We start from the raw sequence: 25649 nt of genomic DNA on the forward strand, positions 1-25649 counted from the left end.
TACGCTCCTCAATCAAACTCAGCCTGCAAGAAGCTCTTCAGGTCTTCCTCGTTGACCTCGGGCTCACCGGGGGACACGTTGTCCAACTTTCCTTCTTTCATCCATTGCTCAAGCTCATCCACAAGTGCGAACAGGTGATCGAACGAATCAACATAGAACAACAATGGCTGATAATGATCGATCTCAAAACATTGGTTCACAACCCACTCCATCTGGAATGGATAGCGCTGAACCTCTGGTGAGTCGATACAGTGCGCGATCTCGCCATAGGAGCTGAGCAGGCCGCTGCCGTAGACTGATAGTCCCTTGCCGTCGGGCCTCTTCATCAGACCAAACTCGATGGAGAACCAGAAGAACCGGGCCATCGCCTTGATGATGCAGCTCAGCTTTCGTGCCTGCTCTTCTCGATCCTTGATCTCGTGTGCAATCTGGGCTGCGGTGTGGGCGCATTCGCCGAACCGGACCAGAGTGTCGGCAAACATCTTGTCGGTGTGCATGGGCACGTGCCCGGCGATGTCGTGGAAGATATCCGGCTCGGGCAAATACTCAAGCTTGTCGGACCGCCGAATCGTGATCGTGGTCGGAAACTCCCGATTACGCAGACAGTCGAAGAAAAGATAGGCTGGCACATATCCGCTGACAGCTTTAGCGCTGAAGCCGGTCAGGGGCTTCAAGAACTGGTTCACATCGTCGAGATTGGCGACGTAGTCAGGATTGAGACAGAGCCGCGAGATGCCTTCGCGAAAATGCTCGTTGGCATATTTGTCCCAGCGATCCTGCATTCGGGCGTAGAGCTTGCGCCACGCCTCGTGGTTCTCCTCGTTGTACAGCTCATACGGCTGGCGGATGTAGAGCTCGCCCTTCGCCTTGGCCTCCTCAATGAAGGGGGCCATGGTCGTTGTCAAACCGGGGCCGTTGGGATCGTATTGGGGGATTGCTTGGGCCATCTTCTTCGACTCCTCAAGAGTTTCTACGACTATTATGGGCCCGACTCGCAGATTCCTGCCCGAGGACTCTATTCTTCGAAGACGCGATTACGCCATTTCGCGATGAAATGATGTCCGACCGCGACCAGAATCACGATCAGAGGCATAAGCAGGCTCCCAAGGTGCCCGATCATCATTTTGCGACCGTGATACATCGAACGATATATCTCACTTTCGGGCGATGAAGAAACCCAAGTCCAGAAGGGGGAGAATCCAAGAAAGACACCTAAACCACAAATCCCAACTCCGACCCATTTCGCCTTCGATTTTGCCCCGTCACGCTCTTTCATCGCCCCCACAAAGTACATGAGACCGCCGAAAATCGAAGCAATCAGCGGCAGCAACATCGGCTCAAACCAGTTATTTGGTTCGGTCAAAGCAAAATACATCTCCATCAGCGTACACCGTTCGTATTGTGGCAGGACATTATGAGAAACGAGGAGCGTTAACCACGACCCTCCAGCTCTACACCGGAGAATGGATGCAGTTTCTGTGCCAGGTTCAACATGAAAACGAAAATGGACCCGTTCAATATTAACGGGTCCATTTCTTCAAGTGGTCGTCGTCGACGCTCACTCATTAATCTTTAGATATCAAATCGCTTCGGTCCGCCGTCGTCGCTTGGGGCTGTGATGCGCTTCACAAACGTCACGAGCTCCATCGGGTTGAACGGTTTTGTGAGATACATATCCGCCCCGTAATGGTATCCCTCGAAAACGTCCTTATCCTGAGCCTTCGCGGTCAGCATGATGACCGGAAGATTCTCGGTTTCTGGGTCGCGCCGCAGGCTTTTTAGGACCTCGAAACCGTCCATGTACGGCATCATTACGTCCAGTACGACGCAATTGGGCTTTTCCGATTTGATTTTTTCAAGTCCTTCTTTCCCATCAAAGGCAGTGACTACTTGGTAGCCCTGTCTCTCCAGGTTGACCTGAATGAGTCTAACTATGTGTCTCTCGTCATCGCAAACTAAGATCTTCAGCGGCGGCATTCATGCTCCTCCGGGTGCTCGTGCATCCTACCTGATCCATCTTACCAAGTCAATCGGGCCTACTCAAGGCCTGAGCCGCATATCGGCGGAAAATCGTTGCCGGGTACCCTTCCTTTCGTGAAGCTATGTCGGTTCGAACTCCTCGAAAACCCAGGCACTGCACGTTCCGGATTTTACTACGGCGGCAAGGTCTATGAGACGGACGGGCAAGAAGCCATCGCCGTTCACGAATCATCGATCGTTCGTTTTCTTTCTCCTATCGGGACACCCCCGAGCGTACGCTTGTTTCATTACATCGGAGCCGGCTTTAGCGAATGGGCGGGTGCAATGTCGGCAAGCGCGGATACTGCCGACCTTGGATTTGCCTACCTCAACGCCGCCTCTGTCGTGGGGCCAAACCTCATCATCAAGCATCCCTACCCCGACGACATCGGGGTCGTTCCCTGCCTCGCTATCGTCGTGGCAAACCCCGCTGAAAGCGTAGATCCCGACATCTCGGACGGGCTTCTGCTTGGGCTCATGCCCGCGATGGTGTTCTACTACTCCTCACTTGCTGAAAGTGATCGAATGCGTGGGCTCGGTCCAGCCCGTTCACACGACATTGCCTGCGTCATCGGCCCTGCACTAACCACACCTGAGGAATTGGAGGACTGTATGCAAGAGACTCCCCACGGCCAGCATTACGAGCTTGAATTTGCACTCAAGGTGAACAAGGAGGATGTCGCGGCATTCACCACGGATAAGGACACTTGGACACCCGCCGATCTCATTGCCTACGCAAGCCGGACTCGGCCTGTGCTGCAAGGAGATATCCTCTTAATCGCGTTAGGCACAGCCGAACTGAAGCAGGGACTGGCCTCGGAAGACGAAGTGATTCTTGTTTCTGACCGCCTCGGAGCCCTCGGGTGTGTGATTGAATGAATTCAAACGATTCATTTGAAATCACGATGAACTGAAATTGAACTTTGCCTGCGAATGATGAGCCTGCCATGTGACGCTTAAGATAGCCATCATAGCTTCTTTAAACTCATCACTCCCAGCATTCGCTCGTCATCACTCCTCCTTCTTCATTCACAATAGTGATTCCCATGTCCACTCTCCAAAAATTCACTCTTGAAAACGGCGTTCGCGTTCTTGTCGAGCCCTTCTCCCATGTCCAGTCTGCCGCCATTGGTTTGTGGTGTAGAACCGGCAGCCGTCATGAGCGAGAAAACGAAGCAGGAATTACTCACCTGATCGAACATATGCTCTTCAAGGGAACCAATACGCGCAACTCGAAAGAGATCGCTGAGTCCATCGAGGGCCGCGGAGGTGTGCTCAACGCCTTTACCGATAAGGAGATGACCTGTTACTACACACGCGTTCTTAGCGACGATATCGAGAACGCGGTGGATGTGCTTTCGGACATGATGCTGAACTCAAAACTTGATCCTGACGAGCTTGCTAAGGAGATAGGCGTCGTGCAGGAAGAGATACGGCGGTCAGAGGATGAGCCCGGTGACCAGGTGCATGAACTGCATTTAGGGGGAAGATGGGGCGAGCATCCCCTTGGAAAGCCCATCATCGGTACTCACGAATCTGTTGGTGGATTCAAATCCGATGATCTGCGAGCGTATATCGATCGACGATACCGGGGCGAGAACATCATCCTCAGCATTGCTGGCAATGTGAACCCCGAAACCTTCAAGTCCCTTGCCGGGGAGAAGCTCAGCGGTGTCGCTTCGGGAGTTGAGGACGAAATCATGCCGCGTCCAAGCGGATCGGCAAACATGAACTACATCGAAAAGGATGTCGAGCAGGTTCATTTTTGCATTGGAACAGACGCCACTTCGGTTTACGATCCTCAGCTTTACACCATGGCTGTACTCGACGGAATACTGGGCGGTGGCATGAGCAGTCGACTTTTCCAAGAGATTCGTGAAAAACGAGGTCTTGCCTACTCCATCGGAAGCTACACACTGAACTACACCGCCGGAGGCGCATACACCGTTTATGGGGGAACAAGCAAGGAAACTTGGCCCCAAGTTCAGGAACTTATACATGCCGAATTCGAGAGCGTCAAGACGAATGGGTTCGACGCTGACGAGGTTGAAAGGTGCAAGCGGCACATCAAAGGCAATATTATTCTCGCCTTAGAAGGCATGTCCTCTCGAATGATGCGCAACAGCCGAAATGAGTTGCTTCATCAACGCGACATTCCGCTGGAAGAGACTATGGCAAAGATCGATTCCGTCACAAATGATGACCTTGTAGAGATTGCCAGAAAGATTTTGAGCGTCGAAAAGATAAGCACGACTGCTATCGGTCCTGCATAAGATGGCTACCGACAAGGCAATCCATATCGATGCTTATGAATGCGCAAGAAAGCTCCTTGAGCTGACTTCCAGCGCTCAAAGCGAAGACGCTTTGCTTGCGGAGATTGCTCACATACTCGTCCGAGAATGTGGGGTTGAAGACGTGCATATCTTCATCTCCGACAAGGGCGCTTTGGTGCTGAGAGCCAGCACTTCCGCCCCAGAGTTCAACTACCGTACGCGGCTCGGGCCAGATGTTGGGCTCGTTGGCCAAGCTGCAACGACTCGAGAACCAATCTTCATTCCGGCAGACGCGGCAAGCCATCCCAAGAATGTCAGGGTCCCTGGTTTCGATAACCTTCCCTTTGAGGCGTGCGGGGTTGTGCCGATGCTTTCCGGCCCCGATCTTCGCGGGATCTGCGTACTCAGCACAGGGAGCGAATGGAACCTTACATCAGCCAATCAAAGGGAGGTTTGCAAAGCTGTCGAAGCCGCTACCCTTGCCCACAAGACCTTCCGTCACCTTTACCATTTGCGAACTGCCAGGAGCCGTATCGGCGCAGTCACCGAAGTGACGAAGACCATCGCCGACAGCCCCTATATCGAAGAGATTCTTCAATTGCTCGTGAGCATGACGGCAAAGCAGTTCAATTACCGAGTTTGCACTGTCCGGCTGTTGGATGAAGATCGTGGCGAGTTGGTACTTCGGGCAACGCAGTCGCAGGCCAAGGCCTATCAGAGCAAACGAGCCATCCGCCTCGGCGAATCCATCGCCGGCAAGGCAATCGAGAAGAACCACCCAATCATCGTGCTTGACGTTCAGAACGACCCCGACTATATTGGGCACGATCTTGCGGTCGAGCAAGGTCTGGTGTCGATGATCTGTCTTCCCTTGGTCATTCACGACAATGCCGTGGGCGTTATCAGTTGCTATACGTCGGAAATGCGAAACTTTCTTCCCGACGAGATTGCCGCTCTGGAAACCATTGCCAAACATGCAGCCATGAGCATCGAAAACGCGAAGCTGCAAGTGCGCTCCACGCTGATGCAGGAGATGCATCACCGGGTCAAGAACAACCTCCAGCAGGTCGCCTCCCTTCTCCGACTTCAGATGCGGCACGGACAGTATAAGTCGCTTGAAGAGGCGCTCAGCGATAGCCTGACCCGAATCTTAGCGATCTCAGCAGTGCACGATCTTCTGAGTCGAGAGGACCTCGATCACGTGGGGATGTACACACTTGCAAACACGCTCATGCAGCACCAGCGTGAGTCCTTCTCCATTCCGGAAAAGCGTATTACCTTCTTGGTTCGGGGAGATGAAGTTCACCTGAATACCATACAGGCAACTCAGGTCGCCCTGATCCTAAACGAGCTTATTCAAAACGCCGTCGAGCACGGATTCAAGGATGCTGATGAAGGGGAAATCCATGTCACGGTGGAGCAGCGTGACGAGGAGATGTGCCTTTGGGTCTCAAACAGCGGCGTCCCTATCCCCGAAGACTTTGATATGAACAAAGCCAAGAATTTGGGCTTGCAAATCGTCGAGAGCCTCGTGCGTGGTCTGGGTGGCAAATGGCGATTGGCGAACGTCCTTGGCTGGACGGTCGCCGAAGTCAAATTCCAGGTTCGCGGTGGAGAGTAGCTATGCCGCCTTGCTCAAGTATTGGGCAAGATTATATCGACCGCTGCCGACAAAGTCGACAAACTCAAGTCCATAGCCTTTTGCCGGGTCACGATGTGCGACGATTGCAAGGACGTGGCATGCACCGAACTGTCCAAGATCGAAGTGACAACGCAGCAATTGACCGGCATCATAAGTCGCGTCCGTTTTGAGCAAAGCTCCACCAACGCTGATGTTGACGGTAAAGCCTTTGGCTTCGATGAACTCAACGCCTTCAGTGTTGTCGACGGCTGCGCGAAGGTCAAACTGTAGCTCGCGCTCGAATCGGGGGTATCGTCGCTGATCGCTCACATGCCAATCTGCCGACTCAAACTCCAAATACCACTTCGTCCCATATCGTCGGACGTAGGAAAGTTGACCATCGAAACGCAGCATATTCTCCGACTGCGTAATGACCAACAGATGGCATCCCGGCTGCAACTCGGCAAGCCGGTCGTCGGGGCACGTCACCGCAAACGGCGTTTTTGACTGAACCTGTGCGATTGCAACTTGGGGTTCGCCACCTTCGTACCATACGAGCGACACGCGCTCCAAATCACCTTTAGGACTGCTCATGCGAAGATTCCTCTTTGGAATCTTCGGGAAATTGCAGCAAGATTCTTAGGCCGCGCAAACAAGCATTTAGCCGAGCTTCATCGAACGCAGCCGTTGCTCTTCGCGTGTTTGCTCCTTCTTGGCGATGGATTGGCGCTTGTCGTACTGCTTCTTACCCCGTGCGAGGGCGATCTCAATCTTCACGCGCCCATTCTTGAAGTAGATTTTGGAGGGGATGAGCGATAGGCCCTTTTCGTTAGTTTTTCGCTCAAGAGTGTCGATCTCTTTGCGATGAGCGAGCAGCTTACGGTCGCGACGGCGTTCTGGCTGAAAATGAGAAGAGTGCTCATAGGGCTCAATATCGAGGTTCATCAGCCACAATTCGCCCGATTTGATCCGGCAATAGGCATCCGTCATATTGACTTTGCCTTTCCAAACGCTTTTCACTTCGGAGCCTGCGAGTGCAATTCCCGCCTCCAGAGTCTCCAAGAACTCGTAATCGTATCGGGCTTTGCGATTTTCGAGAACTCGCGGCCCACTTTCCGATGTTTTGTTCTTAGAGGACTTCCCCATGGGGTCAGGAGTGTACCAAACGACCTGACTTGGAAAGGGGACTTCACTCGGAGGTACATTCAAAGATATGTCTCGAACGATTTACGTCGGGCTGACCGTTGCCCTTTCCCTATTCTTCGTCGGCTGTAAAGACGAAAAGGCAAACGGTCCCCTTGTGTTGGAAGAGGGTGAACTCAAAATTACCGACATCAAAGTCGGCGAAGGCGACCCCATCGAGAATGGGGACGGCATCCTTGTCATGTATACGGGCAAACTCAAGGATGGCAAGCAGTTTGATAGCAACGAAGACAAAGACGACAAGGGTGGGTTCATCAAGCTTCCACTCGGCTTCTTTGTTGGCTCAAAGGAGTTGATCGAAGGGTGGGATAAGGGCGTCCTTGGCATGAAAAAGGGCGGCGTGCGTGAGCTTGTCATTCCTCCGAACCTTGGCTACGGATTGGCGGGTTTCCCCCCCGACGTCAAACCGAATGCGACCCTCTATTTCACTGTTACAGTCGTCGACGTTGTCAAGCCTGGCAAATCAAAAGAGATGTCGATAGAAGATATCAAGGTCGGGACAGGTCGGGAAGTGAAGGAAGGCGATAAGGTCGAAATTAGCTACTTGAGTCGCTTGGCAAACGGATTTGAGTATGAAAACTCAAACGACTACGACGACGAAATGATCTTCACCATTGGCGAAGATCGAATCAGCACATCGATCAGCGTTGGCATGGTCGGGATGAAGGTGGGCGGAACACGTAAGATGCGCATGCCGTATGGACTGTGGTCGGGTATGAATCAGAAGGTGTATCTTGCACCACCGCAAGTTCTTTACTATGAGGTCACCCTCAAGAAAATCTTCTAAAACTGTTTGCGGCCACCCGATACGTCTAAGCTCAATATGAAATCAAGAAACATCTTGCTCAGTCTTGCCGTCGTCGGCGCTTTAGCCGCTACAAGTTCGGGACAGATCGCTAAATCCGGTTCCGGCTACCTGTTTCGGCTAAAGTACAAGCCAGGGCAAACGATCGGCTACAACATGACAACTGAAGCCAGATACGGCGGTCCTGCTGGCGAGTCAGTGAAAGTCGTATTCGGGATGCAGGTTGCCGCCAAAACCGCGAACAAAGGGCAGTATGGTGTTGTGTTCACCATCTTCCCGGCAACAGTCGTCCAGGATGGCAAGAAACAAACAACGGGGGAAAAGGCAGTCGTCAACGCGACGGTCGACAGCGTTAACCGAATCGTCAAGAGCGATGCGCCGGAAGGGGCAGCGCCCGACATTATGGATTTAACCTTTCCCGACAAACCTATCAAACCAGGCTTTACGTGGGAAACAGCAAGCGTCGGAAATATGATGAAGCTGGGAACGCTCACGGCAAAGACCAAATACACCTTTGTTGGAATCAAAACAGTCAATGGCGTTTCAGTCGCGGAGATCGCGACCACTCTTACGGGCACCCAGCAATCAGCAGTGCTAAGCGGTCAAGGAACCCTGCTGCTGCGCACAGCGGATGGCACCTACGAAAGCAACTACATGCGCATCACAGCGCGTCCGCCTGGAGCCCCGGTTGGTTCAAAATCGTCGATTGAGACGGTCATGCACCTGTCCCGAAAAAAGGGATCATAAGCTATGGGCGAGCTGACGGTCTATTGCAATGCAGATTCACCTATCGGCGAGATTCTCAAGAATCACCCCGGAGTCGGCAATATCGAACTCGCTCGTGAAGCTCTTCTCGAATTCTCAAAGGATGGATGGCATCGGAGAGTATGGAGTGGAAAGCCAAGCGTCGATTTGAATGGCCTCGTCGAGTTGATTGATAATAACCCTCTGGTTTGTGCTGATGAAGCCTCGGTGCCGTCGTCGTGCGCAACGCTAGCGCTCATCGCGCTCGGCCCTCTTATCCGTGCTGGGATTCTGGTTGAGCCCCCGGCATTGCAATTCTCTGAAACGGGTGATGAATCTGAAGTCAATGCTTTTCTATCTAACTTTGGCTGGACAGAGGAGTCGACGATTCAGTTCGAGGCCATCGAGCTTGGTAACGTGTGTGCGCTCAATGCTATCGCCAACATCCAAAACGTCGAGAACTGGCAACTCATCGACGACTTGTACGAAGAGGCGTACGGGCGAAGCTTCTATATCAGTCGGTCCGAAGATGAGGACTGGGACGCAAAGCTCGTCGAAGGAACGCCAAACGCACTCTATCGCCTTCGAATCACTCCTGGAGAGCCGACAAGCTTACTGACGATTCAAGTCATGGCTGACCGAAACGGAAAATGCGGCGCTGCACAGATTGTGCATGCGATGAACGTGATGGCAGGCTTTGAAGAGACACTGGGTATCTCCTAACACATCATCTGCACTGTCAAACGTCTTCAATGTCTTCCGATCGCAGAATCCCATCCTTTGGCGCATCGGGAGTGGCCTCACCCTCCGGCCCAGCAATCTTCTCCCACTTCCCTTTCTCCAGCTTTCTGAACGTGCTAAATCCCTTCTTTGCCGCCTTGTCCGGGTCGGTCTTGGATGCGGTTACGATAGAGGCCTTGCTGATCACCTTACGAACGTCTAGTCCGCAAAACGGACAGTACTCGATGGGTTCCTCGTCTATCGCTTGGATGACCTCAATCCGCCCATCGCACATCAGGCATTCTCGGTCAACGGGTTCGTACTCGTAGATGGGCATCGCATTTCTTGATAGATCCGATTTCCAATCTCGGATAGCACTATCACTAACAAGGACGTCCCGCCATAATCAGATGTGTCCAAAACCTCTGACCTTGTCACACTTGATGCAAGGATTACCGCCTGTAGAGCTTGCCCGAGGCTTGTGGACTGGCGTGAGAAAGTCGCCCGCGAGAAACGGGCATCGTTTCAAAACTGGAAATATTGGGGCAAGCCAGTACCGAACTTTGGCGACCCAGCAGCCGACCTCCTTATCGTCGGCCTTGCTCCAGCTGCCCACGGCGCAAACCGGACTGGACGCATGTTTACTGGAGACCGCAGTGGAGATTGGCTCTACCGTGCTTTGCACAAGGCCGGGCTGGCAAGTCAGGCCGAAGCCGACAGCATTAACGATGGGCTCGAACTTAAGGGAGTCCTAATAACTGCGGCCGTTCACTGCGCCCCACCGGACAACAAACCGACGCCCGATGAATTCCAGGCTTGCGCACCCTTCCTGCGTGAATCGCTGGATATGAAACAGTGGCGGGGGATTCTCTGCTTGGGCTCGATCGCTTGGCAGGCAGTGCATAAGCACTTTGAAACCAAGCCACTTCCCCGATTCTCGCATGGAGCAGTTTTTCAGGCTGATGGTGGGCCAAAGATCGTTGGAAGCTACCACCCAAGCCAGCAGAATACGTTCACCGGAAGGCTAACGGAAGAGATGCTGGATGCAGCAATTGCAGCTTGGAAGGCATCGTGCAAGAGTTGACGCTTGGCTTCCCGTCCGCAAAATCAAAGTCCACAAACAGATAAAGCTTGGCATCAAGCCAAGCTCTAATTCGATTCCAGTCGAGAAGTCTCAGACTCTTTCCAGATACGGCTTTGCGCCCATAAGCTGAGCCTCACCCTCTGGCGGCAAGATTAAATCAATCCTCTTGCCATCGGCGCTTAAGGTGCCGACCATGTCCGGGCCGGAAGAACCCTTGACGGTCAGTTTGTTGCCTTCAAGTGTCCAGGTACCTGTCTCGGCCGTGTTCATGAAGGAGATGGCCTTGCCGCCTTCTTGGAACTCCAGCGCCGGTGTCGAAGGAGGCATATTGGCGTCCATCTGCTTCTTGACCTTTGCATCGGTAACTGCGGAGGTATCCATCTTCAGGATCCACTTTCCGACGACTCCCTTCGGTTCTTCAACCTTCGCTTGCTCGCCAGCTTTTCCAGAATCCTTCGACTCCGTCGTGGTACCTTCACTGCCCTTAGTTGCACAACCGACGCTAATGATCGCCGCAATGAGGGCAACCAAGATTGCAAAATTCCTAACCATCCCGCGATTGTGACGAAAAGGGATTTATGAGGTCGCCGCCAAATACCTAGGCAGTCCTTTGGACGAACCTATTGCCGAGAATCGATCATGGATTCGGGTCCGGCTTCTTGAACTTCAGGCTCACGGAGTTGATGCAGTAGCGCTGCCCTGTTGGCTTGGGTCCGTCTTCAAACAGATGTCCAAGATGACCGCCGCACTTTTTGCAAACGACTTCAATCCGGTACATCCCGTGACTGGTGTCCTCAACATAGTCGATCTTGGCCCGGTCAATCGTATCAAAGAAGCTGGGCCACCCACAGCCCGAGTCAAACTTTGTATCCGACGAGAAGAGGTCTTCGCCACATCCGGCACAGACGTACATCCCCTCTTCCTTAGAATTTGTGTATTCGCCAATAAAGGGGCGTTCGGTGCCCTTCTCGCGTAGAACCCGATATTGCTCGAGTGTGAGCTCGGCTCTCCACTCTTCATCGGTCTTTTGCACTTCACGAACGTTGGTGATCTCTTTCATATCTGGATTTCTCGTAGGGTTTTTGTCAGCCGCCGACACATGCTGAGCAGAGGAGATTAGTCTACTTTCCCTTCTTTTCGGGCTCAAAGTGGATGCTTACCGAATTGATGCAGTAGCGCAAACCGGTTGGTTTGGGACCATCTTCAAAGACGTGGCCCTGATGCCCGCCACAGCGCGAGCAAACCACCTCAATCCTCCTCATCCCATACGATGAGTCTGGCTTCTCTTCGATCGCCTTCTTATCAATGGGTTGATAGAATGCCGGCCAGCCGCACCCTGAATTGAACTTATGCTTGGAGCTAAAGAGCGGTAAATCGCAACCGTTGCAGACGTACGTGCCAGCCTCGAAAAACTCATCATACTTACCTGCAAAAGCGCGCTCAGTTCCCTGCTCGCGAAGGACGTGGTACTCCTCAGGTGTGAGAATCTTCTTCCATTCGTCGTTCGTGAGTACCACTTTGCCGTCCTTGTTTGGCTTCGGACGCGCCTTCCGCTCGGTCTCCTTCTGGTTCTGCGAGCCGCTTTTCTCTTGGGGGTTCATGGCTCCATAAGCCACAAGTAGTCCTCCAATCGCTAAAATAGGAATGCAAAAAAGGAAAATCTTCTTCATGGGTGTGCTCCTGTATAGGTAAGGAAGAAGGCTTCCCTATTGTTCCCGACTCGGGACATGCTGACCATGTGCCAACAACAAGACACGGTATTTCCAATCCAAAATCCAAAATCTAAAACCTTCCAACCACTTGCCAACTACCTTCCAAACCCACTAAGCAAGCGGATTCCATGGCTGCGGAGCGAGTGACCCGTACAACGGCAACTTGAGATTATGCGAGTACATTTGGGCTATCGTCACAAAGTTTGCCGCCCGCTCCGCGTTAGCGCCGTAGTTCTGCCCAACCACAACATGCTCCAATACCATTGGGTGCCGGTACGGGTCGTGACTCCACAAACGGATCACAAAGACTGTCCCAGGGGGAGCCATGGGGCCTTGCGGTGTCGCTACGGGTGGAGACGGATTTCCGAATTGAGGAGCTAGACCTTGATAAGCCATTAGCTCAAGCGCCTTGAATTCGTCGATGGACCCCTTGCGCCAACGCACCCAGCCTCCCGAACCGTATCTCTCGTGATATTGACGCGTGCGAAGGTCGAACTTTATGATGCGAAACAGTGCAAACGCCCAGGCCCCTGCCAAAGCAAAAAGGAACCCAAACATCACACTCCAAAAGGGGCTGATGATGTAGGTGGGGATACCGAGAATCGCGCCAGCTAATCCGCCAGCGAAGAGTACAGAACCGCCTATCAGCGAGGCCTGGGCGGCATGCACCTCAAGCGACCGCTGCTTGAAAATAAGCATCGTCCTCTCACGGTTGAAAGACCCGTAAAGCGGGTTCTCCATCATCATCGCTGTTCAAAGAATGGACGGAAAATGCAGATAGATTTGATGACAGATTAGTATCGGAAAAGAGAAATCTTTGACCGGCGGCATACGTCAGGTCTGCGCCCAACTCCTTATCACAGCAACCGGATGTTTTGCAGAGCTACTTCGTTGTTTGGATCGACGGCTAAGAGCCGCTCATAGTTGCGAATGGCGATATCCCTCCTACCAAGCTGGTGAGCAACCAAAGCCAAGTTCGTGTACAGTCCCTCGCTCAATACACGTGGTTCCACGAGCGCAAACTTCTCGTACGTATCGGTCTCTTTCATTCGCTCAATCTCAAGCAAGTCCTGCAAGGCCATCGTTAAGTTCTTTCTCCGAATCTCCATTTGCGCCACTAGAAAGAGAACCGTTGGAGACTTGGGGAACCATGCCCGAGCGCAACGGATGAGCGAGCTCAACCTAGGTGATTTGAGTTCATTTTCCTCAACCAGCGGGAAATACGCACTGATAACGCTAGCGACCTTTCGGTCCGGTACTTCATCGTAGTCCTGCATAGCAAGGACGCGATCAATCATCTTATCGAACTCAGCTTGGTATTCAGGGTTTCCAAGCTGCCGCATCGTCAGCGCAAGTTCGACTTCGTAATAAAACTGCTCTGGCCTCTCTGATAGCTCCTGTTGAAGCAGCGGTAGGTTTCGTCGAGCCTTCGCGTCGGTGTATTCCGGGGCGTAACCATCGTGATAGATGGGCACCTTTGTCGTTCCGACTTGCATTCCAGGATAGAGATCGACCAACTGGTCGTCTGTAAAGTGCTCGTGGATGATCCCAATTAGACGCATTTCCGGATGCGTACGCCACATCCGAATCAGCCATTGTTCGCCCCACCGTCCATCCTTCATCAAATCATGGCGTGTCAAGCAATAGGCGGAGGCATAATCGACCGCAACCATCTGCTCCATCGCCTCACCTACGCCATCCGGAAACCACTCGTCTGCGTCGATCCACAGGGTCCACTCCGTTTCGACAAGATCGAAAGAGAAGTTTCGGGCAACGTCGAAGCGCCCGGGCCACTCCATCGTAAACGTGCGCGCGCCGCATTCTTTGGCAATGTCTAGGGTCCGATCGGTGGAGCCAGTATCGACGACAATGATGTCGGCAGCCCACTCTCGCATCGAGTCCAGACAACGTCGTAAACAGCGGGCCTCGTTCTTCACGATCATCGCTGCGGTGATGCCTGGTCGCATAAGGCCCAGCGTACCCGTAGGACCCCAGCGGCACAAAGCCCCAGTCCATTTGGCATATCCAAAGACCTTCTCTAAACTGTCGAAAGAGGTGTCCCTATGCAATTTTCAAAGCTACTTCTTGCTGTCGCATTCGGTGGTTCGGTAATCGCCCTCAACGGATGTATGGTCGAAAGGATGGTTGGCGGGCCACAGGTGAAGGGTTCCGGCAATGTCAAATCCGAAACACGCAAAGTGGATGCGTTTACCAAAGTCCAATCGGCTGGCCCATTCAACGTTGAGTTGAAGATCGGTTCGCCTCAGTCTGTTTCGGTGAGTGCAGACGACAACATCCTTGAAATAGTCAGGACAGAGGTTAAAGATGGGACACTCATTATTGATTCCTCGCGCAACTTTAGTTCGACTGGCGATATCAAGGTGACCATCGTTGTCCCATCACTCGAAGATTTTTCTGCTTCCGGATCGGGTGATTCGACTTTGACCGGCCTTGAAGGAAAGACTCTCGGGCTTACCGTTACAGGTTCTGGCTCCGTGCGTGCCTCAGGTAAATGCGACTTCCTAGTTGCTGAGGTGACCGGGAGCGGCAGTATCCAAGCTGGCGACCTTACGGCTGATGAAGCCAGCGCCAGAGTGACAGGCTCTGGAGAAATCCATACTCGACCGATAACAAGCTTAAAGGCGTCCATTACGGGCAGCGGCGACATCGTATACGCCAGCCAGGAGAAGTTATCGGTAACCAAAAACGTCACGGGATCGGGCGACGTCCGAGCCAAGTAGAGATTGTAAAAAAGAAGCAAAATCCTTGCGTCTCCTTTGTATCCGTATTTTTTCGGGCTACAATGGAGACGCTAAGGATGAAGCGCTTTCTCCTCGCCGTGTTGCCATGGATGGTGATTGCGGTAGCTTCCGCGCAAGAAATGCCGCGCCCAGCGCAAGTGTTTTTTACGCACTACGGGAAGCTTGCCGCCCCAGCCTATCAGATCGGAACCGAATGTTTCGTACCGATTGATGCTGTCGAAGTGTGGGGCTGGAAGGTCAAGGTAGATGACCGTCAGGCCGAGATCACAACCGCCGACAAAAAGATCAACGTTCCCTATCGCACGCAATCTGGCAAAAAGGTCATCCCCCTTAGCGCGATCGTCAACAAGCTTGGCGGAGAAGCGGGATGGATGGAAGGAACGGGCCAGTTCTACGTTGTCAGCCCGATCAAAAGCATAAAGTTTGTGGATGGCAAGCTCGATATTGAATCGACAATGAAGATTCAACCCAAGGTGATGTACCTTGAGGGCCCAGACAGACTTGTCATTGACTTGATTGGTGCAAAGCTTCAAGACAAGACTGAGATCAAAATCTCCGACGATTCACGAGTAGGTCAGTTCAAGCCCGACACGGTTCGATTCGTGATCGAGACTTCGGATAAGCCGATCAATCCAAATTTAGACATTGACCCGGGAAAGAGTTACGCCATCGATTTGAGCGCCTCGAAGAGGAATCCCGGCTCAGGTGGTGATAACCTTAATACACCGATCACGATCATCCCAGTCACACAAGATCCACCACCCACAACTGGACAAAACAACCCTCCGACTACCGGACAAGCGCCGCCGACGATACTGGATCCTACGAAAACAGCGCCCGCCAATCCAGGGCAACCCAGTGTCGTCGCCGGTCCCGTTCGGTTACTTTCGGAAAAACCGACTCTGGTACAGCTCGCGATCACGCTTAGCGCTACTCTTCCGAAGCCGGCGATGTTCAAACGCGTAGACCCCGACACGCTTGAGATCTATCTTCCTGGCACGAGGCACTCTGCCGAAGATGCTCCCACTTTTGAATCACAACTTCTGGCTGGTGTTGAGATTGAGCAGAACGAGGGTGTCGCGGTGCTGCGGCTCAAGTTAGCCAAGCCGATGGGCATCGAATTGATCAACACTGGAACCGAGATACAGATTGGACTTACCCGACCGGCCGTTGGCGACGGCAGTCTCGCAGGCAAGGTCATCGTCGTTGACCCTGGGCACGGTGGACACGATTCGGGAGCACGGAGCCCAGCCAAGGAGATTAACGAGGAAGACGTCAATCTCAGAGTCGGTAAAGAACTGGCAAAACAGCTCACCGCCCAAGGTGCGACAGTCATTCTCACCCGTAAAACCGATGTATTCATCGAACTTAAGGAGCGATCCGAAATTGCCAATCGCAATGGTGCCGATCTCTTTATTAGCGTCCACACAAACTCGAACAAAAAGGCGAACTCAACTTCAGGCTCCATCGTTTTCTATCACATGAGTTCACCGCTTGGAACGCTACTCGCCGACTGCATCAATGGTGAGATGGCAAAAGCAAAGACGGGCATTCCGACGATTGGCACTTGGAGTGACAGTCGGATCTACAACAGTGGATTTGCGGTGTTGCGCTATTCGAAGATGCCATCCGTCCTGCTTGAACTCGGATTTATCAACCACGCAAAAGACCGCGCTAAACTTAAGACAGACGAATATCCAATCCTCGTCTCTCAGGCAATCGTAAAAGGAATCAAGGTGTATTTTGGCGATGAGAAGGAAGACTAAGAACCGCGCAAAACCGATTGCACTTTACGCTTTGGTTCTTACTGCATCTCTGGCGGCAGGGCTTGGCGCTTATGTCAAATTCACCCCCGCTGACAGGGTCGCTGATATTAGGGAGCCTTTCGCCGATCAGGCCTTTCCCGACCGGCAGACCGGCAACGGCAGGTCGGTATCCAGCCAAAAAGATAACCCATTCACCCAATCTCGCGTGTCCATGGCCATCGCAAGATTTGATGGAGATAAGCTCACTTTCGAGGAATCACAGATTGATGTCCCCAATGGACAGAATTCAGCGATATTCGCGGTCAACGAGTTTATCAAGCGAAGCGATGTTGCCGACGGTCCGGTTCGAATTGAGGAGATCAAGCTAGACGGGAAAATAGCTCTTCTTTACTTTAACAAGGCTTTCGGTGAGCAGTCTTTGGGGTCGCAAGACGAAGCCACTCTTCTAAACGGCATCCGTGCGGTGATGGGTCAGTTCGGTTCCATCGATGAGGTGGAGTTCTTCTCCGACGGGCACCAAGTAGACGCATTGGGACACATCGAACTTATTGGTCCGCAAAAGGTGATTCGCCCGGGGCTTTGGAAGAACCCGACCAGCCCTGACGGAACGACGCCCATAGAACCCCAAGGCTGATCACCGACCAAAGTATCGCCCACGCCATAGCGGGAATCCTAGTCGATTTCTCAAGTATCGCCGCATCGTTTTCGATGCCCGGATAGGCGTTAATTCTTAGCAACACCCAAAGCGACTGCAGGGCAGAAAGACATTGCTGGATGCCGATGAATTGCGCCGTGACGATCAAGGCCATATCTTTCGCTTTCGCGGCAACGATAATCGCCGTCAAAACCCAGAACGCGCCCGAACCCACACCCATCCAATCGCCCCGGACCCACAGCGCCATCGAGATGGCCAAAAGCACCCCGAGGAATTGAAGCATGACCCTCGCCCCTTTTTCTGTGCGGCTAACGGCAACCATCAGCCCACCAAAGATGGTAGCGCCAACATAGCCCGCCGAGCCGATCACGACTGCCCAACCACCACCAAGGAGCGTCTCACCGTTTCCAGCCGCATAAACATGGATATCTTCGACCCTCCCACCGGTAGCAATTGCCGCAAAGGCGTGGCAAAACTCGTGGATGTGGGTGTTCAAATATTGAACGGGCAAAAGGAGCCAGTTGGCATAGGGCAATACAAGCCCCGCCGCGCTAAGCAGGCTCGCGATCAGGAGGGCTCTCTGGGCTTTGTTCTGGGGCATCGGCGTTGTCTTCCGTAACACTCTTACGGCGCAAACGACCGTAGGCTTCACTCATCTTGACGAGCATGAGACCACAAAAAGCCCCGCAAACCCAGCCAAGCAGGACTTGAGACGGATAATGTACGCCAATGTAGATGCGGCTCAGACCGGTCAGAATCGCCAGCAATATCCAAGGACTCCAACGCCAACCAAGCAGGTATGTGAACACGAAACCGACCGCCATCATGTTCCCTGCGTGGCTAGAGGCCGTCCCGAAGCTCGTGAGCTTGTTCACTCGAATGTTCACGTCGGCAAGCTCCACACACGGTCTGAGCGCCTGGAAACCGTACTTGAGACCCTCAGTGAGGGCATTAGCCAGCAGCACTCCCAAAAGGGCGAGGAGAGCGGCCTTGCGGGTCGTCTTGTTGACGATGAGCATCGTGATGATGACGGCAAGCAGGAAAATGCGCACTCCGAGCATCTTGTTCCCTTCGCTAAGGAAGTGGAAGAAGGGGTTGAAGGAGTCTGGCCAGCCGTTGATCCAACGGAATATTGTGATGTCTAGCCCGCGCACGAATGATTATGGCTTGCGGGAGGGCAACACATCGTCGATGCCAGTGTGGATCGACGAACGAACTAAAGACTGGAATCAGCAGCACCAGCACATCTGTATTAGTACCGATTCCCTAAATCCACATACCGCACGGGTTCCCCAGAAAGAATCTGCCGCAGAACCCGCAGGAGATCAGCCGTGCGCAATCGCTCCGTATCATCGCCCGTCCCGGCGCGATGCGGGCTCATCGTGACGTTGTCCAGTTCATGAAAGGGATACATTGAAGGAAAGTTCGGGCCGTCATTATCCCCCTTTGGGTACTGATACCAAACGTCGAGCCCCGCACCAGCAACTTCCCCATCTCGGCAAGCATCATACAAGGCCTCTTCGTGGATCACTGCTCCCCGGCCTACGTTGACGATCAACCTCGGCTTTTTCAACAGACCAATCTCACGCGTCCCGATCAGCCCTTCTGTTTCGGGTGTGCCCGGCGCAGTTACGATCAGCGCATGGGATTGCGAAAGGGCATCGTGCAATCGGTCAACCCCTAACACCTCAGGCTCAGCCGCATCGAAAGTTCGCCGAACACCGATAACATCCATCCCAAGCGCCTTGCAAGCCACCCCGACCCGTCGCCCGACCTCCCCGTAACCGAGAACGGTTGCCGTCTTCCCTGCCAGCAATACTCCAGTTACGGAGTCCTGTCGCCCTCTCCAGTAGCCCTTGCGCAAAGCTGCGTCGGCCTGTGGGACGCCACGAGCAGCCCCGAGTAGCAATGCCATCGCCATTTCCGCCGTCGCCGAAGCGTTGAAGTGCAGGTTCACAACTTTGATCTCGGGGCGTTCGCTCAATGCTGTCGCAAGCGCCGCCGGGATGCCCGCAAATGGGACGACAACGGTGTGGAGATTCGGAAGGCTCTTCTCGCCCTCTTGCAGCCTCCCCGCAACCAAGATAGTTGTTTCGTCTGGTGCTTCCCCACCGTGTGAGACAGTGGCGTATGAACATAGCTCCACTGCCATTTGCACGAATGGATCGGTCGGCAAGGCACCCTGAAACTCGGGGTTAAAGCCGTCGGAGAGATGAATGTGCGCCACAGAGAGTGTTTACCCGGATGGCGCCTGCCAAGTCAGAGTAGCCGCTGGTGCAGCACAATTAGACTGAATGTCGTCGTTAGCGCGGTTTTTGGCTCGGTGGGTTTGGTACGGAATGCTGAAGTTCCTACGCTGGTCGCCGATTCGCAAACGCCGCGTGGGTTGGGCTAATCGTTTGCGAAACCGTGGCGATGCCAAAGCAATCGAGGCATACAAGCGACAGGAAAGGTTCGCCCGCAGGCACGGCCTCAAGCTTGTCACCTTTCTCATGAACTTGCTCATCTACAGTCTGCTCATTACGGCAGCGTATTGGATGACGCTCAACATCTACGTTCGAGGCGGATTTCAGGTACCCGAACCAAGCGGAAGTGGCGTAAACGCACTCCAATCTCCAAGATAGAGAACTTCCTCTTCCAAAGTCACCCCGTAACTGTCCTCAACCCGGGACTTGGCATGAAAAGCAAGGCTGCGGATATCGGTCGATGTAGCTCCCCGAACATTCAGCATAAAGTTGGCGTGGCGCGCACTCAGCATCGCTCCGCCTACCCGCTGACCCTTCAAGCCCACCTTCTCCATTAAGTACCCAGCCGGCACAACCCCTGCTTTCCTCAATCCTTCCGGCAGGTTGTCGAGTGATGCGGCAAGCTTGGGATCATTGACATTCTTAAAAAAGCTCCCTGCACTAGCGGATGGCGGCTGCTTACCGATGCGCTGGCGTTGATAATCGCGAGCCTCGTCATAGCTCGCCTTGCGATCGCCTTCGGGAAGCTTCATCTTCACTCGGACAAGGGCAATGGCAGGAGGGTTCGGCTGACGCAGGATTGAGTCGCGGTAAGAGAACTGCATGAATCCGGGTTCAACCCACTGTCGTTTCCCCTCAAAAACAACTTCGATATCAGTTAAGAACTCCGAGACGTTGCTGCGATAAGCGCCCGCATTGCTCACCAAAGCTCCCCCGAGAGTGCCGGGAATCCCGACAGCAAACTCCAATCCTTTCAGTCCAGCCTGTACGGTTTTCAGAAACAACTCTTGAAAGCTGCACCCGGCATCAGCGAGGACCTCTCCATCTTCCCTCACTGCGATCTTGCGTGCCCCATTGATGACCACCCAACCCGGGACCCCTGCATCGGAGGGCAAGATGTTGCTCCCCGAACCCAGGTAGGTCGCCTTGATACCTCGCTGCTGCACAGATTCTGCGACTGAGGACAGTTCGTCGGCGGTTCGTGCAATGGCCAGATACTCAGCGTTGCCGCCAGCTTTCAAGGTCGTAAAGGGTCGGAGGCAACCACCCTTTGTAAACGCGATGTCGTACGGAAGCTCGATCAATGCGTTCCCCCAGACTGCCCCTCGGCGACCAAGGAGCCGTACGCCCGCTTGGGAGCGCTAATGCTCGGCTCGGCGATATAGAGAGCAACAAGCTGCTCTGGTGCAACCCACTCAACGCTCTTAAGAACCTCACCCGCATGGGCAGCATCTGGATGCCAAGGCTCCAGCACCCCAACTCCGTAGCCAACAAAACTCCCTTTCGGTAATCCTTGTTGCAGGGCACCTGCTTTCCCGGGCTCTCGCACGAAGAACTTGCCTGCGACATTTGGAATCACGACGGTTTGAGAGGCGGAGACAAGGTCAAAGCTCGAGACACCGCCCACCTTCTTGCCAAAGGCATAGCCAAACGTCTTTGCCATGGTCACGCCAACTTTGACGCCTGTAAAACTTCCCGGTCCTATATCGGCGATGAAGGCATCGGCGGTCTTTGCACTCAATCCAAACTCTCGCTCAACCTCCTCCAAAAGTCGCAGGATGGCAGCGCTGGCTTGACGCTTTGCCTCCGCACCGACGGCTGCTAAGACTTGGCCACCTTTGTCAAGGTAGGCCACGCTCACGTAGGGACTCGAAGTGCTGATGGAAAGGATCACGAGCCAACGATAAGGAACAGCCGGTCAATCAGTATCTGCAGCTGCTCCCGGGCCTCCTTTTCGAGGGTTTCGTTGTGATATGCCACTAACCAATAGTACGAATCGACTGAGCCTGCCGCATCAAGTGAAACGAGCGGCCCCTTATCGTTTTTGCCAAACCGCCAAATGTAGCTGTACATCGCGCCCGACTTGTTCTTCGAAGGATTCGTCTCCGTTCTCCTATCCACAACTGTAAAGCGGTTCAATGTGTCTAGGCTCTGGCTAAACAAGGCCCGTGCTGGAGACTCCGCGTTCAATGTAGACGCCAGGTGAACGGTAACCTTGCCCGGTACTTTGGGGTGCGTCAACTCGACGACATCTCCAATCTCGTTAGGCTTGCCATCCCAGCCATCCGGAGCCGCCAAGATCAAGGGCTTGCCACTGGCTTTGGCAGCGATCTGCACGAGTGGTGGAGGCTGGCTGGCGGTATCGAGAACGTAAGTGTTCGGAACACCGCCAATGCGGACTGTGTGAGGCCCCAAGAATGGCGTTTCGCCAGGAAGGAGTTTCGTGGGATCGTCGGGCCTGAGAATCTGCCCGTCAAACGTGCGCAGAGACTGAAGGGCTTGTCGCCAATGGTAGAGAACGTCGTCAAAGGAATCTTCTGGAGCCGTGATTCTAAAGAGCAGTTTATTAAAGGTGAAGCTGTAAACCAGCCCAACCAAAACCGTTTCTGACTTCTTCTTCGACTGCGTAAGCAACAATGGAGCTCCAAGAATCTCCTCTTCCCACTGCCTGACCAATTCAGACTCAGTCTGCTTGACAGCATGACTCTGCGAGATCTGGAAGATCTCCTTGTCGGCGCGGAAGTATAGGCCGAAGACTTCAATTCGCGCCGGTCCAGACTTGGTAGGAACCTCAAGTTCTGACCAAGCGTTCGTCTTGGTCTTCTTCTCGGTGACCTTCCACTCCTTCGGGTAGCTGAAGGTAAGGCCGATCGCCGCGCTCCGAAAAGGCGTCGTCGTTTCTTCCTGCTTTGGCGGGGTTTCTTGCCCCTGTGCATTGAATAAGAGAACCGCAAGCAAAAGAGCTTTCATTTTTCCTCTCCGTTCTGACGCTCACCGACGGGCAGGAGCATCATGAAATTGGCCCCTTCACCCTCTTGGCCTGTCTCTACTACGGTACCACCGTGAGCCTCAAGGATGCCTTTGACGATAGATAAACCAAGACCCATGCCCCGAACGCGTGAGCTGAAGAACGGCTCGAAGATCTTGGCTTTCTTGTCATCGGTCACTCCAGGACCAGTGTCGCGAACTTCAATTTTGATAAATGGCTTCAGTGGACTAAGGTTCGCGTCGATGACATCGCGCTTGGTGGCTGCGTTTGCCGAGATGCGCAGACTCCCTTCGTCCATAAAGCTAATGGAGTTCTCGATGAGTTCAGATAGAGCCCTCCGAATGCGCTTGGAATCCGTCTCAATCTCGGGCAGAGTCTCATCAATATCCAGCACAAGCTCAATCCGACTTCGTCGAGGAAAAACTTCAGTTGCTGTTTCGCGCACAAGTTGAGGGATGTCTGTAGAGACCTTGGCAATCTTTGTAGCTGTGAGAAAGTCTCGGAAGTCCTGCAGGATCTCATCGACGCGGGTCACGTTAGTCGATAAACTTGCCTGCAAGTCTTGGAGAGATTTTCGTGCCAAGACCTCTTCCCCTAGCAAGTGTTTGAGCTCGTTCACGTCGCCTTTAAGAGCAAAAACTCGGTTCCCGATCATGTGCGAACTTTTCGCGCTCATCTCGCCCCACGCGATCATCCTTTCGGAATGAAGGGTTTTTTCAAGCGTCCGAATGTTCTCAATCCCTATGGCGATCTGGTCGGCGACAGCCTGGATCACCTGTTGCTCGCCTTCAGTGAAACGGTTGTCTAGATACTCGTTGTCCGATTTTCTTCGGATAACACGGACCGCCCCAATACAGTGTGATCTGATGGAGATGGGAACGGCGATGAAGCTCGCGACCTGCTCACTCGGAAATTCAAGGTTTGCCCCCCGCCAACGAGGGTCCTTTTGGGGTTGGTCGAGCCGCAATGGCTCACCATGTTCGCATACCCAACCCGTACAGCCCTCTCCGCGTTTGTAGGTGAGACTGCCGATTTTATCTTTAAGCTGATCCAAGCTCGCGCGCAGCACAAATTTATCGGTCTCTGCATCGTAAAGAAAGATCGAAAAGGCCTGAAACCTAAGCACGTTTTGCGCAACTTCGATCACCTGAGAAAGCAGTTCCTTCTCGTTTTGAGCCTGATCCATCGCACTTCCAACCGCGATGAGCGCCTCTTCGCGCATGAGATGCTCTTCTCTTTCAAAGACAAGAGAGATGAGATCAGCGATGATTTGGCAGGCGATGAGGTGGTCTTCGGAGTATGCGTCGAGATTGTCCGACTCAGCATTGAGCACACCACGAACGCGACCGATCGTGTCGAGGATCGGTACCGCGATCTCACTTTTGGTCGTACTGAACATGTCCTGATAGATCGGCTCTTCGCTGACATCGCCAGTGACAAAAGACTCCGCAGTTGCAGCAACATGAGCGACGATGCCCGCGCTCTCCTTGACGTCAATGTGGAAAAACTTGCCGAGCCTTTGCGCCGTCCAATCGGCTCCAGCCCCATAACGCATCTCTAGTACGCCAAGCTCGTCGTTCATGCAGGCGATCAGCACGTTCCTGCTTCCCGTCATCTCAAGCGCCTTTTGAGTGAGCTGCTCAAGCGCCTTACCGGAATCGGCCTGGCGTGAGACCAGTTGAGTTAAGGCGGCAAGCTCATCAGCTCGGGGCATATCGTGATTATGATTGGAGATGGAGGTTGTGCAGGGCCTTACGGGGAAATGGGGGATGTCGGCAGGTTGTTGGCAAGTGGTTGGATAGTAGTTGGCAGGTAGCTGTGGTGATTCATTCGAGTACTTGCGGGCTTCCCACAACTTGCAGTCCACCTGCTCACCACTTGCCAACAACCTGCCGACGTCCCCATAATTCAGCAATGCTCGGTCACACCACCCTCAACGGACTTCCCCGCCTCCGCGACTTTCGCAGCAACCGCGCCTCCAGCTTCGACCCCGCCGGAAACAACAGCGACTGGTGGACCTTTCAGCCCGGAGAGGAGAAGACCATCATGGCCTCCGACATCCCCGGATGCATCAAGCACATATGGATGACCGTGGGCGGAGGCGGGCCGCACTTTCTGCGGCACATCGTGATCCGCATGTATTGGGACGGGGAGGAAACCCCCAGCGTAGAGTGTCCGCTGGGCGACTTCTTTGGGTCTGGGTTCGGCGTTCACAAGAACTTTATCAGCCTCCCCATCCAGATGAGCCCGCAGGACGGTCGCGGCATGAACTGTTGGTGGGCCATGCCGTTCAATACTGCGAAGATCACAATTCAAAACGAGGCCCCCGAGCAGTGCAACCTCTATTTCTATGTCGATTACGAGGAGTACGATCAGCCCCAGGCCGAGGACGTTGCGCGGTTTCACTGCCAGTGGCGGCGCGTCCACAAGACCGAAGGCTGGCTGAAGGAGAAGCTGAACAACGAGAACATCTGGGATGTGTGGAGCCGAAAGCCGAACATCACCGGCGACGACAATTACGTGATCCTGGACGCCGAAGGGAGCGGCATCTATGTCGGCTGCGTCCTGAGCATCGACGTGTTCAAACGGCAAGGCAACGACTGGTACGGCGAAGGCGACGACATGATCTTCGTCGACGGCGAGCCTTGGCCTCCCCGATTGCACGGCACCGGCACTGAAGACTATTTCAACATGGCGTTCTGCCCCCAGACCGAATACTGCGCGCCCTACCACGGTCTGACCCTCTATAGCGGCAACAGCAACTGGCCGTGGAAAGGCCGCAACGGCATGTACCGCTTCCACATCGAAGACCCGATCCGGTTCTACAAGTCGATCCGGGTGACCATCGAGTCGGGCCATGCGAACAAGCTGTACAACGACTACAGCTCGGCGGCGTTCTGGTATCAGCTTGAACCGCACAAGCCGTTCCCGGCTCTGCTATCTGCACAGGAGAGAGAGGCAAGGCCGATCGAGCCGGAGTTTGACGGGGGAGAGTAGCTCTTTACCGTTTGCTCAGACCACTCATTCGCTGTGCTATGCAACAAACGGCG

At 53.7% G+C, this 25649-nt stretch carries 30 protein-coding genes; 12 read left to right on the plus strand and 18 right to left on the minus strand.

Annotation, left to right across the window (positions count from 1 at the left end):
- Nucleotides 1–8: 8 nt before the first annotated feature.
- From KF784_09365 to KF784_09375, 3 genes are all read right to left on the minus strand, one after another.
- Nucleotides 9–947, minus strand: coding sequence for a phenylalanine 4-monooxygenase (locus tag KF784_09365; protein ID MBX3119262.1), 939 nt, complete (start codon nucleotides 945–947; stop codon nucleotides 9–11).
- A gap of 68 nt (nucleotides 948–1015) precedes the next feature.
- Complete coding sequence (locus KF784_09370; protein ID MBX3119263.1) at nucleotides 1016–1381, minus strand: hypothetical protein; 366 nt, start codon at nucleotides 1379–1381, stop codon at nucleotides 1016–1018.
- Between the two features lie 191 nt (nucleotides 1382–1572).
- Nucleotides 1573–1977 carry a response regulator gene (locus tag KF784_09375; protein ID MBX3119264.1) on the minus strand — a complete coding sequence of 135 codons (405 nt, stop codon included), beginning with the start codon at nucleotides 1975–1977 and terminating at the stop codon, nucleotides 1573–1575.
- Nucleotides 1978–2094: 117 nt separating this feature from the next.
- On the opposite strand from KF784_09375, the gene KF784_09380 reads away from it, so the two are divergent.
- From KF784_09380 to KF784_09390, 3 genes are all read left to right on the plus strand, one after another.
- Nucleotides 2095–2898 (plus strand): fumarylacetoacetate hydrolase family protein, encoded by an 804-nt coding sequence (locus KF784_09380; protein MBX3119265.1) that lies wholly within the window; start codon nucleotides 2095–2097, stop codon nucleotides 2896–2898.
- A 167-nt stretch (nucleotides 2899–3065) separates the two neighbouring features.
- Complete coding sequence (locus KF784_09385) at nucleotides 3066–4292, plus strand: insulinase family protein (GenBank protein ID MBX3119266.1); 1227 nt, start codon at nucleotides 3066–3068, stop codon at nucleotides 4290–4292.
- A gap of 1 nt (nucleotide 4293) precedes the next feature.
- Complete coding sequence (locus tag KF784_09390) at nucleotides 4294–5913, plus strand: GAF domain-containing protein (GenBank protein ID MBX3119267.1); 1620 nt, start codon at nucleotides 4294–4296, stop codon at nucleotides 5911–5913.
- On the opposite strand, the gene KF784_09395 is transcribed toward KF784_09390, so the two are convergent.
- Entirely contained in the window at nucleotides 5914–6507 is a 594-nt protein-coding gene (locus tag KF784_09395) for a PilZ domain-containing protein (GenBank protein MBX3119268.1), read from the minus strand.
- Between the two features lie 66 nt (nucleotides 6508–6573).
- The gene (gene smpB / locus KF784_09400; protein ID MBX3119269.1) at nucleotides 6574–7059 is read right to left on the minus strand and encodes an SsrA-binding protein SmpB; all 486 of its coding nucleotides are present in this window, start codon (nucleotides 7057–7059) and stop codon (nucleotides 6574–6576) included.
- A gap of 67 nt (nucleotides 7060–7126) precedes the next feature.
- On the opposite strand from smpB, the gene KF784_09405 reads away from it, so the two are divergent.
- The 3 genes from KF784_09405 to KF784_09415 are packed head-to-tail and all read left to right on the plus strand — an operon-like array spanning nucleotide 7127 to nucleotide 9388.
- A complete protein-coding gene (locus KF784_09405; protein ID MBX3119270.1) occupies nucleotides 7127–7903 on the plus strand; it encodes an FKBP-type peptidyl-prolyl cis-trans isomerase in 777 nt (258 codons plus the stop codon).
- A gap of 36 nt (nucleotides 7904–7939) precedes the next feature.
- The gene (locus KF784_09410) at nucleotides 7940–8668 is read left to right on the plus strand and encodes a hypothetical protein (GenBank protein ID MBX3119271.1); all 729 of its coding nucleotides are present in this window, start codon (nucleotides 7940–7942) and stop codon (nucleotides 8666–8668) included.
- A gap of 3 nt (nucleotides 8669–8671) precedes the next feature.
- On the plus strand, nucleotides 8672–9388 hold the full coding sequence (locus KF784_09415; GenBank protein ID MBX3119272.1) for a hypothetical protein: 717 nt from the start codon (nucleotides 8672–8674) through the stop codon (nucleotides 9386–9388).
- A gap of 16 nt (nucleotides 9389–9404) precedes the next feature.
- Here the strand turns inward: KF784_09415 and KF784_09420 are convergent, their stop codons facing one another.
- Nucleotides 9405–9722: a zinc ribbon domain-containing protein gene (locus KF784_09420; protein MBX3119273.1), complete on the minus strand. Its 318-nt coding sequence runs from the start codon at nucleotides 9720–9722 to the stop codon at nucleotides 9405–9407.
- Nucleotides 9723–9836: 114 nt separating this feature from the next.
- Here KF784_09420 and KF784_09425 point away from each other — a divergent pair, with 114 nt between their 5' ends.
- A complete protein-coding gene (locus tag KF784_09425) occupies nucleotides 9837–10469 on the plus strand; it encodes a uracil-DNA glycosylase (GenBank protein ID MBX3119274.1) in 633 nt (210 codons plus the stop codon).
- Between the two features lie 90 nt (nucleotides 10470–10559).
- Here the strand turns inward: KF784_09425 and KF784_09430 are convergent, their stop codons facing one another.
- The 5 genes from KF784_09430 to KF784_09450 form a co-directional block, all read right to left on the minus strand.
- Nucleotides 10560–11021: a hypothetical protein gene (locus KF784_09430; GenBank protein ID MBX3119275.1), complete on the minus strand. Its 462-nt coding sequence runs from the start codon at nucleotides 11019–11021 to the stop codon at nucleotides 10560–10562.
- 85 nt (nucleotides 11022–11106) lie between these two features.
- Nucleotides 11107–11529 (minus strand): peptide-methionine (R)-S-oxide reductase MsrB, encoded by a 423-nt coding sequence (gene msrB / locus KF784_09435; GenBank protein ID MBX3119276.1) that lies wholly within the window; start codon nucleotides 11527–11529, stop codon nucleotides 11107–11109.
- 61 nt (nucleotides 11530–11590) lie between these two features.
- A complete protein-coding gene (gene msrB / locus KF784_09440; GenBank protein ID MBX3119277.1) occupies nucleotides 11591–12139 on the minus strand; it encodes a peptide-methionine (R)-S-oxide reductase MsrB in 549 nt (182 codons plus the stop codon).
- 153 nt (nucleotides 12140–12292) lie between these two features.
- Entirely contained in the window at nucleotides 12293–12880 is a 588-nt protein-coding gene (locus KF784_09445; GenBank protein MBX3119278.1) for a hypothetical protein, read from the minus strand.
- A gap of 158 nt (nucleotides 12881–13038) precedes the next feature.
- Nucleotides 13039–14148 carry a glycosyltransferase gene (locus KF784_09450; GenBank protein ID MBX3119279.1) on the minus strand — a complete coding sequence of 370 codons (1110 nt, stop codon included), beginning with the start codon at nucleotides 14146–14148 and terminating at the stop codon, nucleotides 13039–13041.
- Between the two features lie 96 nt (nucleotides 14149–14244).
- On the opposite strand from KF784_09450, the gene KF784_09455 reads away from it, so the two are divergent.
- The 3 genes from KF784_09455 (at nucleotide 14245) to KF784_09465 (ending at nucleotide 17343) form a co-directional block, all read left to right on the plus strand.
- Entirely contained in the window at nucleotides 14245–14922 is a 678-nt protein-coding gene (locus tag KF784_09455; protein MBX3119280.1) for a DUF2807 domain-containing protein, read from the plus strand.
- A 77-nt stretch (nucleotides 14923–14999) separates the two neighbouring features.
- Nucleotides 15000–16709 carry an N-acetylmuramoyl-L-alanine amidase gene (locus KF784_09460; protein MBX3119281.1) on the plus strand — a complete coding sequence of 570 codons (1710 nt, stop codon included), beginning with the start codon at nucleotides 15000–15002 and terminating at the stop codon, nucleotides 16707–16709.
- Nucleotides 16693–17343 carry a GerMN domain-containing protein gene (locus tag KF784_09465; protein ID MBX3119282.1) on the plus strand — a complete coding sequence of 217 codons (651 nt, stop codon included), beginning with the start codon at nucleotides 16693–16695 and terminating at the stop codon, nucleotides 17341–17343. The genes KF784_09460 and KF784_09465 overlap by 17 nt, the downstream gene beginning before the upstream one ends.
- Here the strand turns inward: KF784_09465 and KF784_09470 are convergent.
- The 3 genes from KF784_09470 to KF784_09480 all read right to left on the minus strand — a co-directional run bounded on the left by KF784_09470 (nucleotide 17255) and on the right by KF784_09480 (nucleotide 19591).
- Entirely contained in the window at nucleotides 17255–17965 is a 711-nt protein-coding gene (locus KF784_09470) for a M50 family metallopeptidase (protein MBX3119283.1), read from the minus strand. The genes KF784_09465 and KF784_09470 overlap by 89 nt on opposite strands.
- The gene (locus KF784_09475) at nucleotides 17916–18518 is read right to left on the minus strand and encodes a phosphatase PAP2 family protein (GenBank protein MBX3119284.1); all 603 of its coding nucleotides are present in this window, start codon (nucleotides 18516–18518) and stop codon (nucleotides 17916–17918) included. Before KF784_09475 ends, KF784_09470 begins: the two co-directional genes overlap by 50 nt.
- 98 nt (nucleotides 18519–18616) lie before the next feature.
- On the minus strand, nucleotides 18617–19591 hold the full coding sequence (locus tag KF784_09480) for a hypothetical protein (protein ID MBX3119285.1): 975 nt from the start codon (nucleotides 19589–19591) through the stop codon (nucleotides 18617–18619).
- Nucleotides 19592–19658: 67 nt separating this feature from the next.
- Here KF784_09480 and KF784_09485 point away from each other — a divergent pair, with 67 nt between their 5' ends.
- Complete coding sequence (locus tag KF784_09485) at nucleotides 19659–19988, plus strand: hypothetical protein (GenBank protein MBX3119286.1); 330 nt, start codon at nucleotides 19659–19661, stop codon at nucleotides 19986–19988.
- Here the strand turns inward: KF784_09485 and murB are convergent.
- Genes murB through KF784_09505 form a run of 4 tightly spaced genes read right to left on the minus strand, consistent with a single transcriptional unit; the run spans nucleotide 19934 to nucleotide 24313 of the window.
- Nucleotides 19934–20914, minus strand: a complete 981-nt coding sequence (murB, locus tag KF784_09490; protein ID MBX3119287.1) for a UDP-N-acetylmuramate dehydrogenase — start codon at nucleotides 20912–20914, stop codon at nucleotides 19934–19936. The genes KF784_09485 and murB overlap by 55 nt on opposite strands.
- A complete protein-coding gene (tsaB, locus tag KF784_09495) occupies nucleotides 20911–21504 on the minus strand; it encodes a tRNA (adenosine(37)-N6)-threonylcarbamoyltransferase complex dimerization subunit type 1 TsaB (protein ID MBX3119288.1) in 594 nt (197 codons plus the stop codon). Before tsaB ends, murB begins: the two co-directional genes overlap by 4 nt.
- Nucleotides 21501–22580 carry a hypothetical protein gene (locus tag KF784_09500; GenBank protein ID MBX3119289.1) on the minus strand — a complete coding sequence of 360 codons (1080 nt, stop codon included), beginning with the start codon at nucleotides 22578–22580 and terminating at the stop codon, nucleotides 21501–21503. Before KF784_09500 ends, tsaB begins: the two co-directional genes overlap by 4 nt.
- Nucleotides 22577–24313, minus strand: a complete 1737-nt coding sequence (locus KF784_09505) for a GAF domain-containing protein (protein MBX3119290.1) — start codon at nucleotides 24311–24313, stop codon at nucleotides 22577–22579. The genes KF784_09500 and KF784_09505 overlap by 4 nt, the downstream gene beginning before the upstream one ends.
- Before the next feature lie 200 nt (nucleotides 24314–24513).
- Here KF784_09505 and KF784_09510 point away from each other — a divergent pair, with 200 nt between their 5' ends.
- Complete coding sequence (locus KF784_09510; GenBank protein ID MBX3119291.1) at nucleotides 24514–25596, plus strand: DUF2961 domain-containing protein; 1083 nt, start codon at nucleotides 24514–24516, stop codon at nucleotides 25594–25596.
- Nucleotides 25597–25649: the final 53 nt, after the last annotated feature.

It is taken from the genome of Fimbriimonadaceae bacterium (genome assembly GCA_019638775.1).
Lineage (GTDB): Bacteria > Armatimonadota > Fimbriimonadia > Fimbriimonadales > Fimbriimonadaceae > JAHBTD01.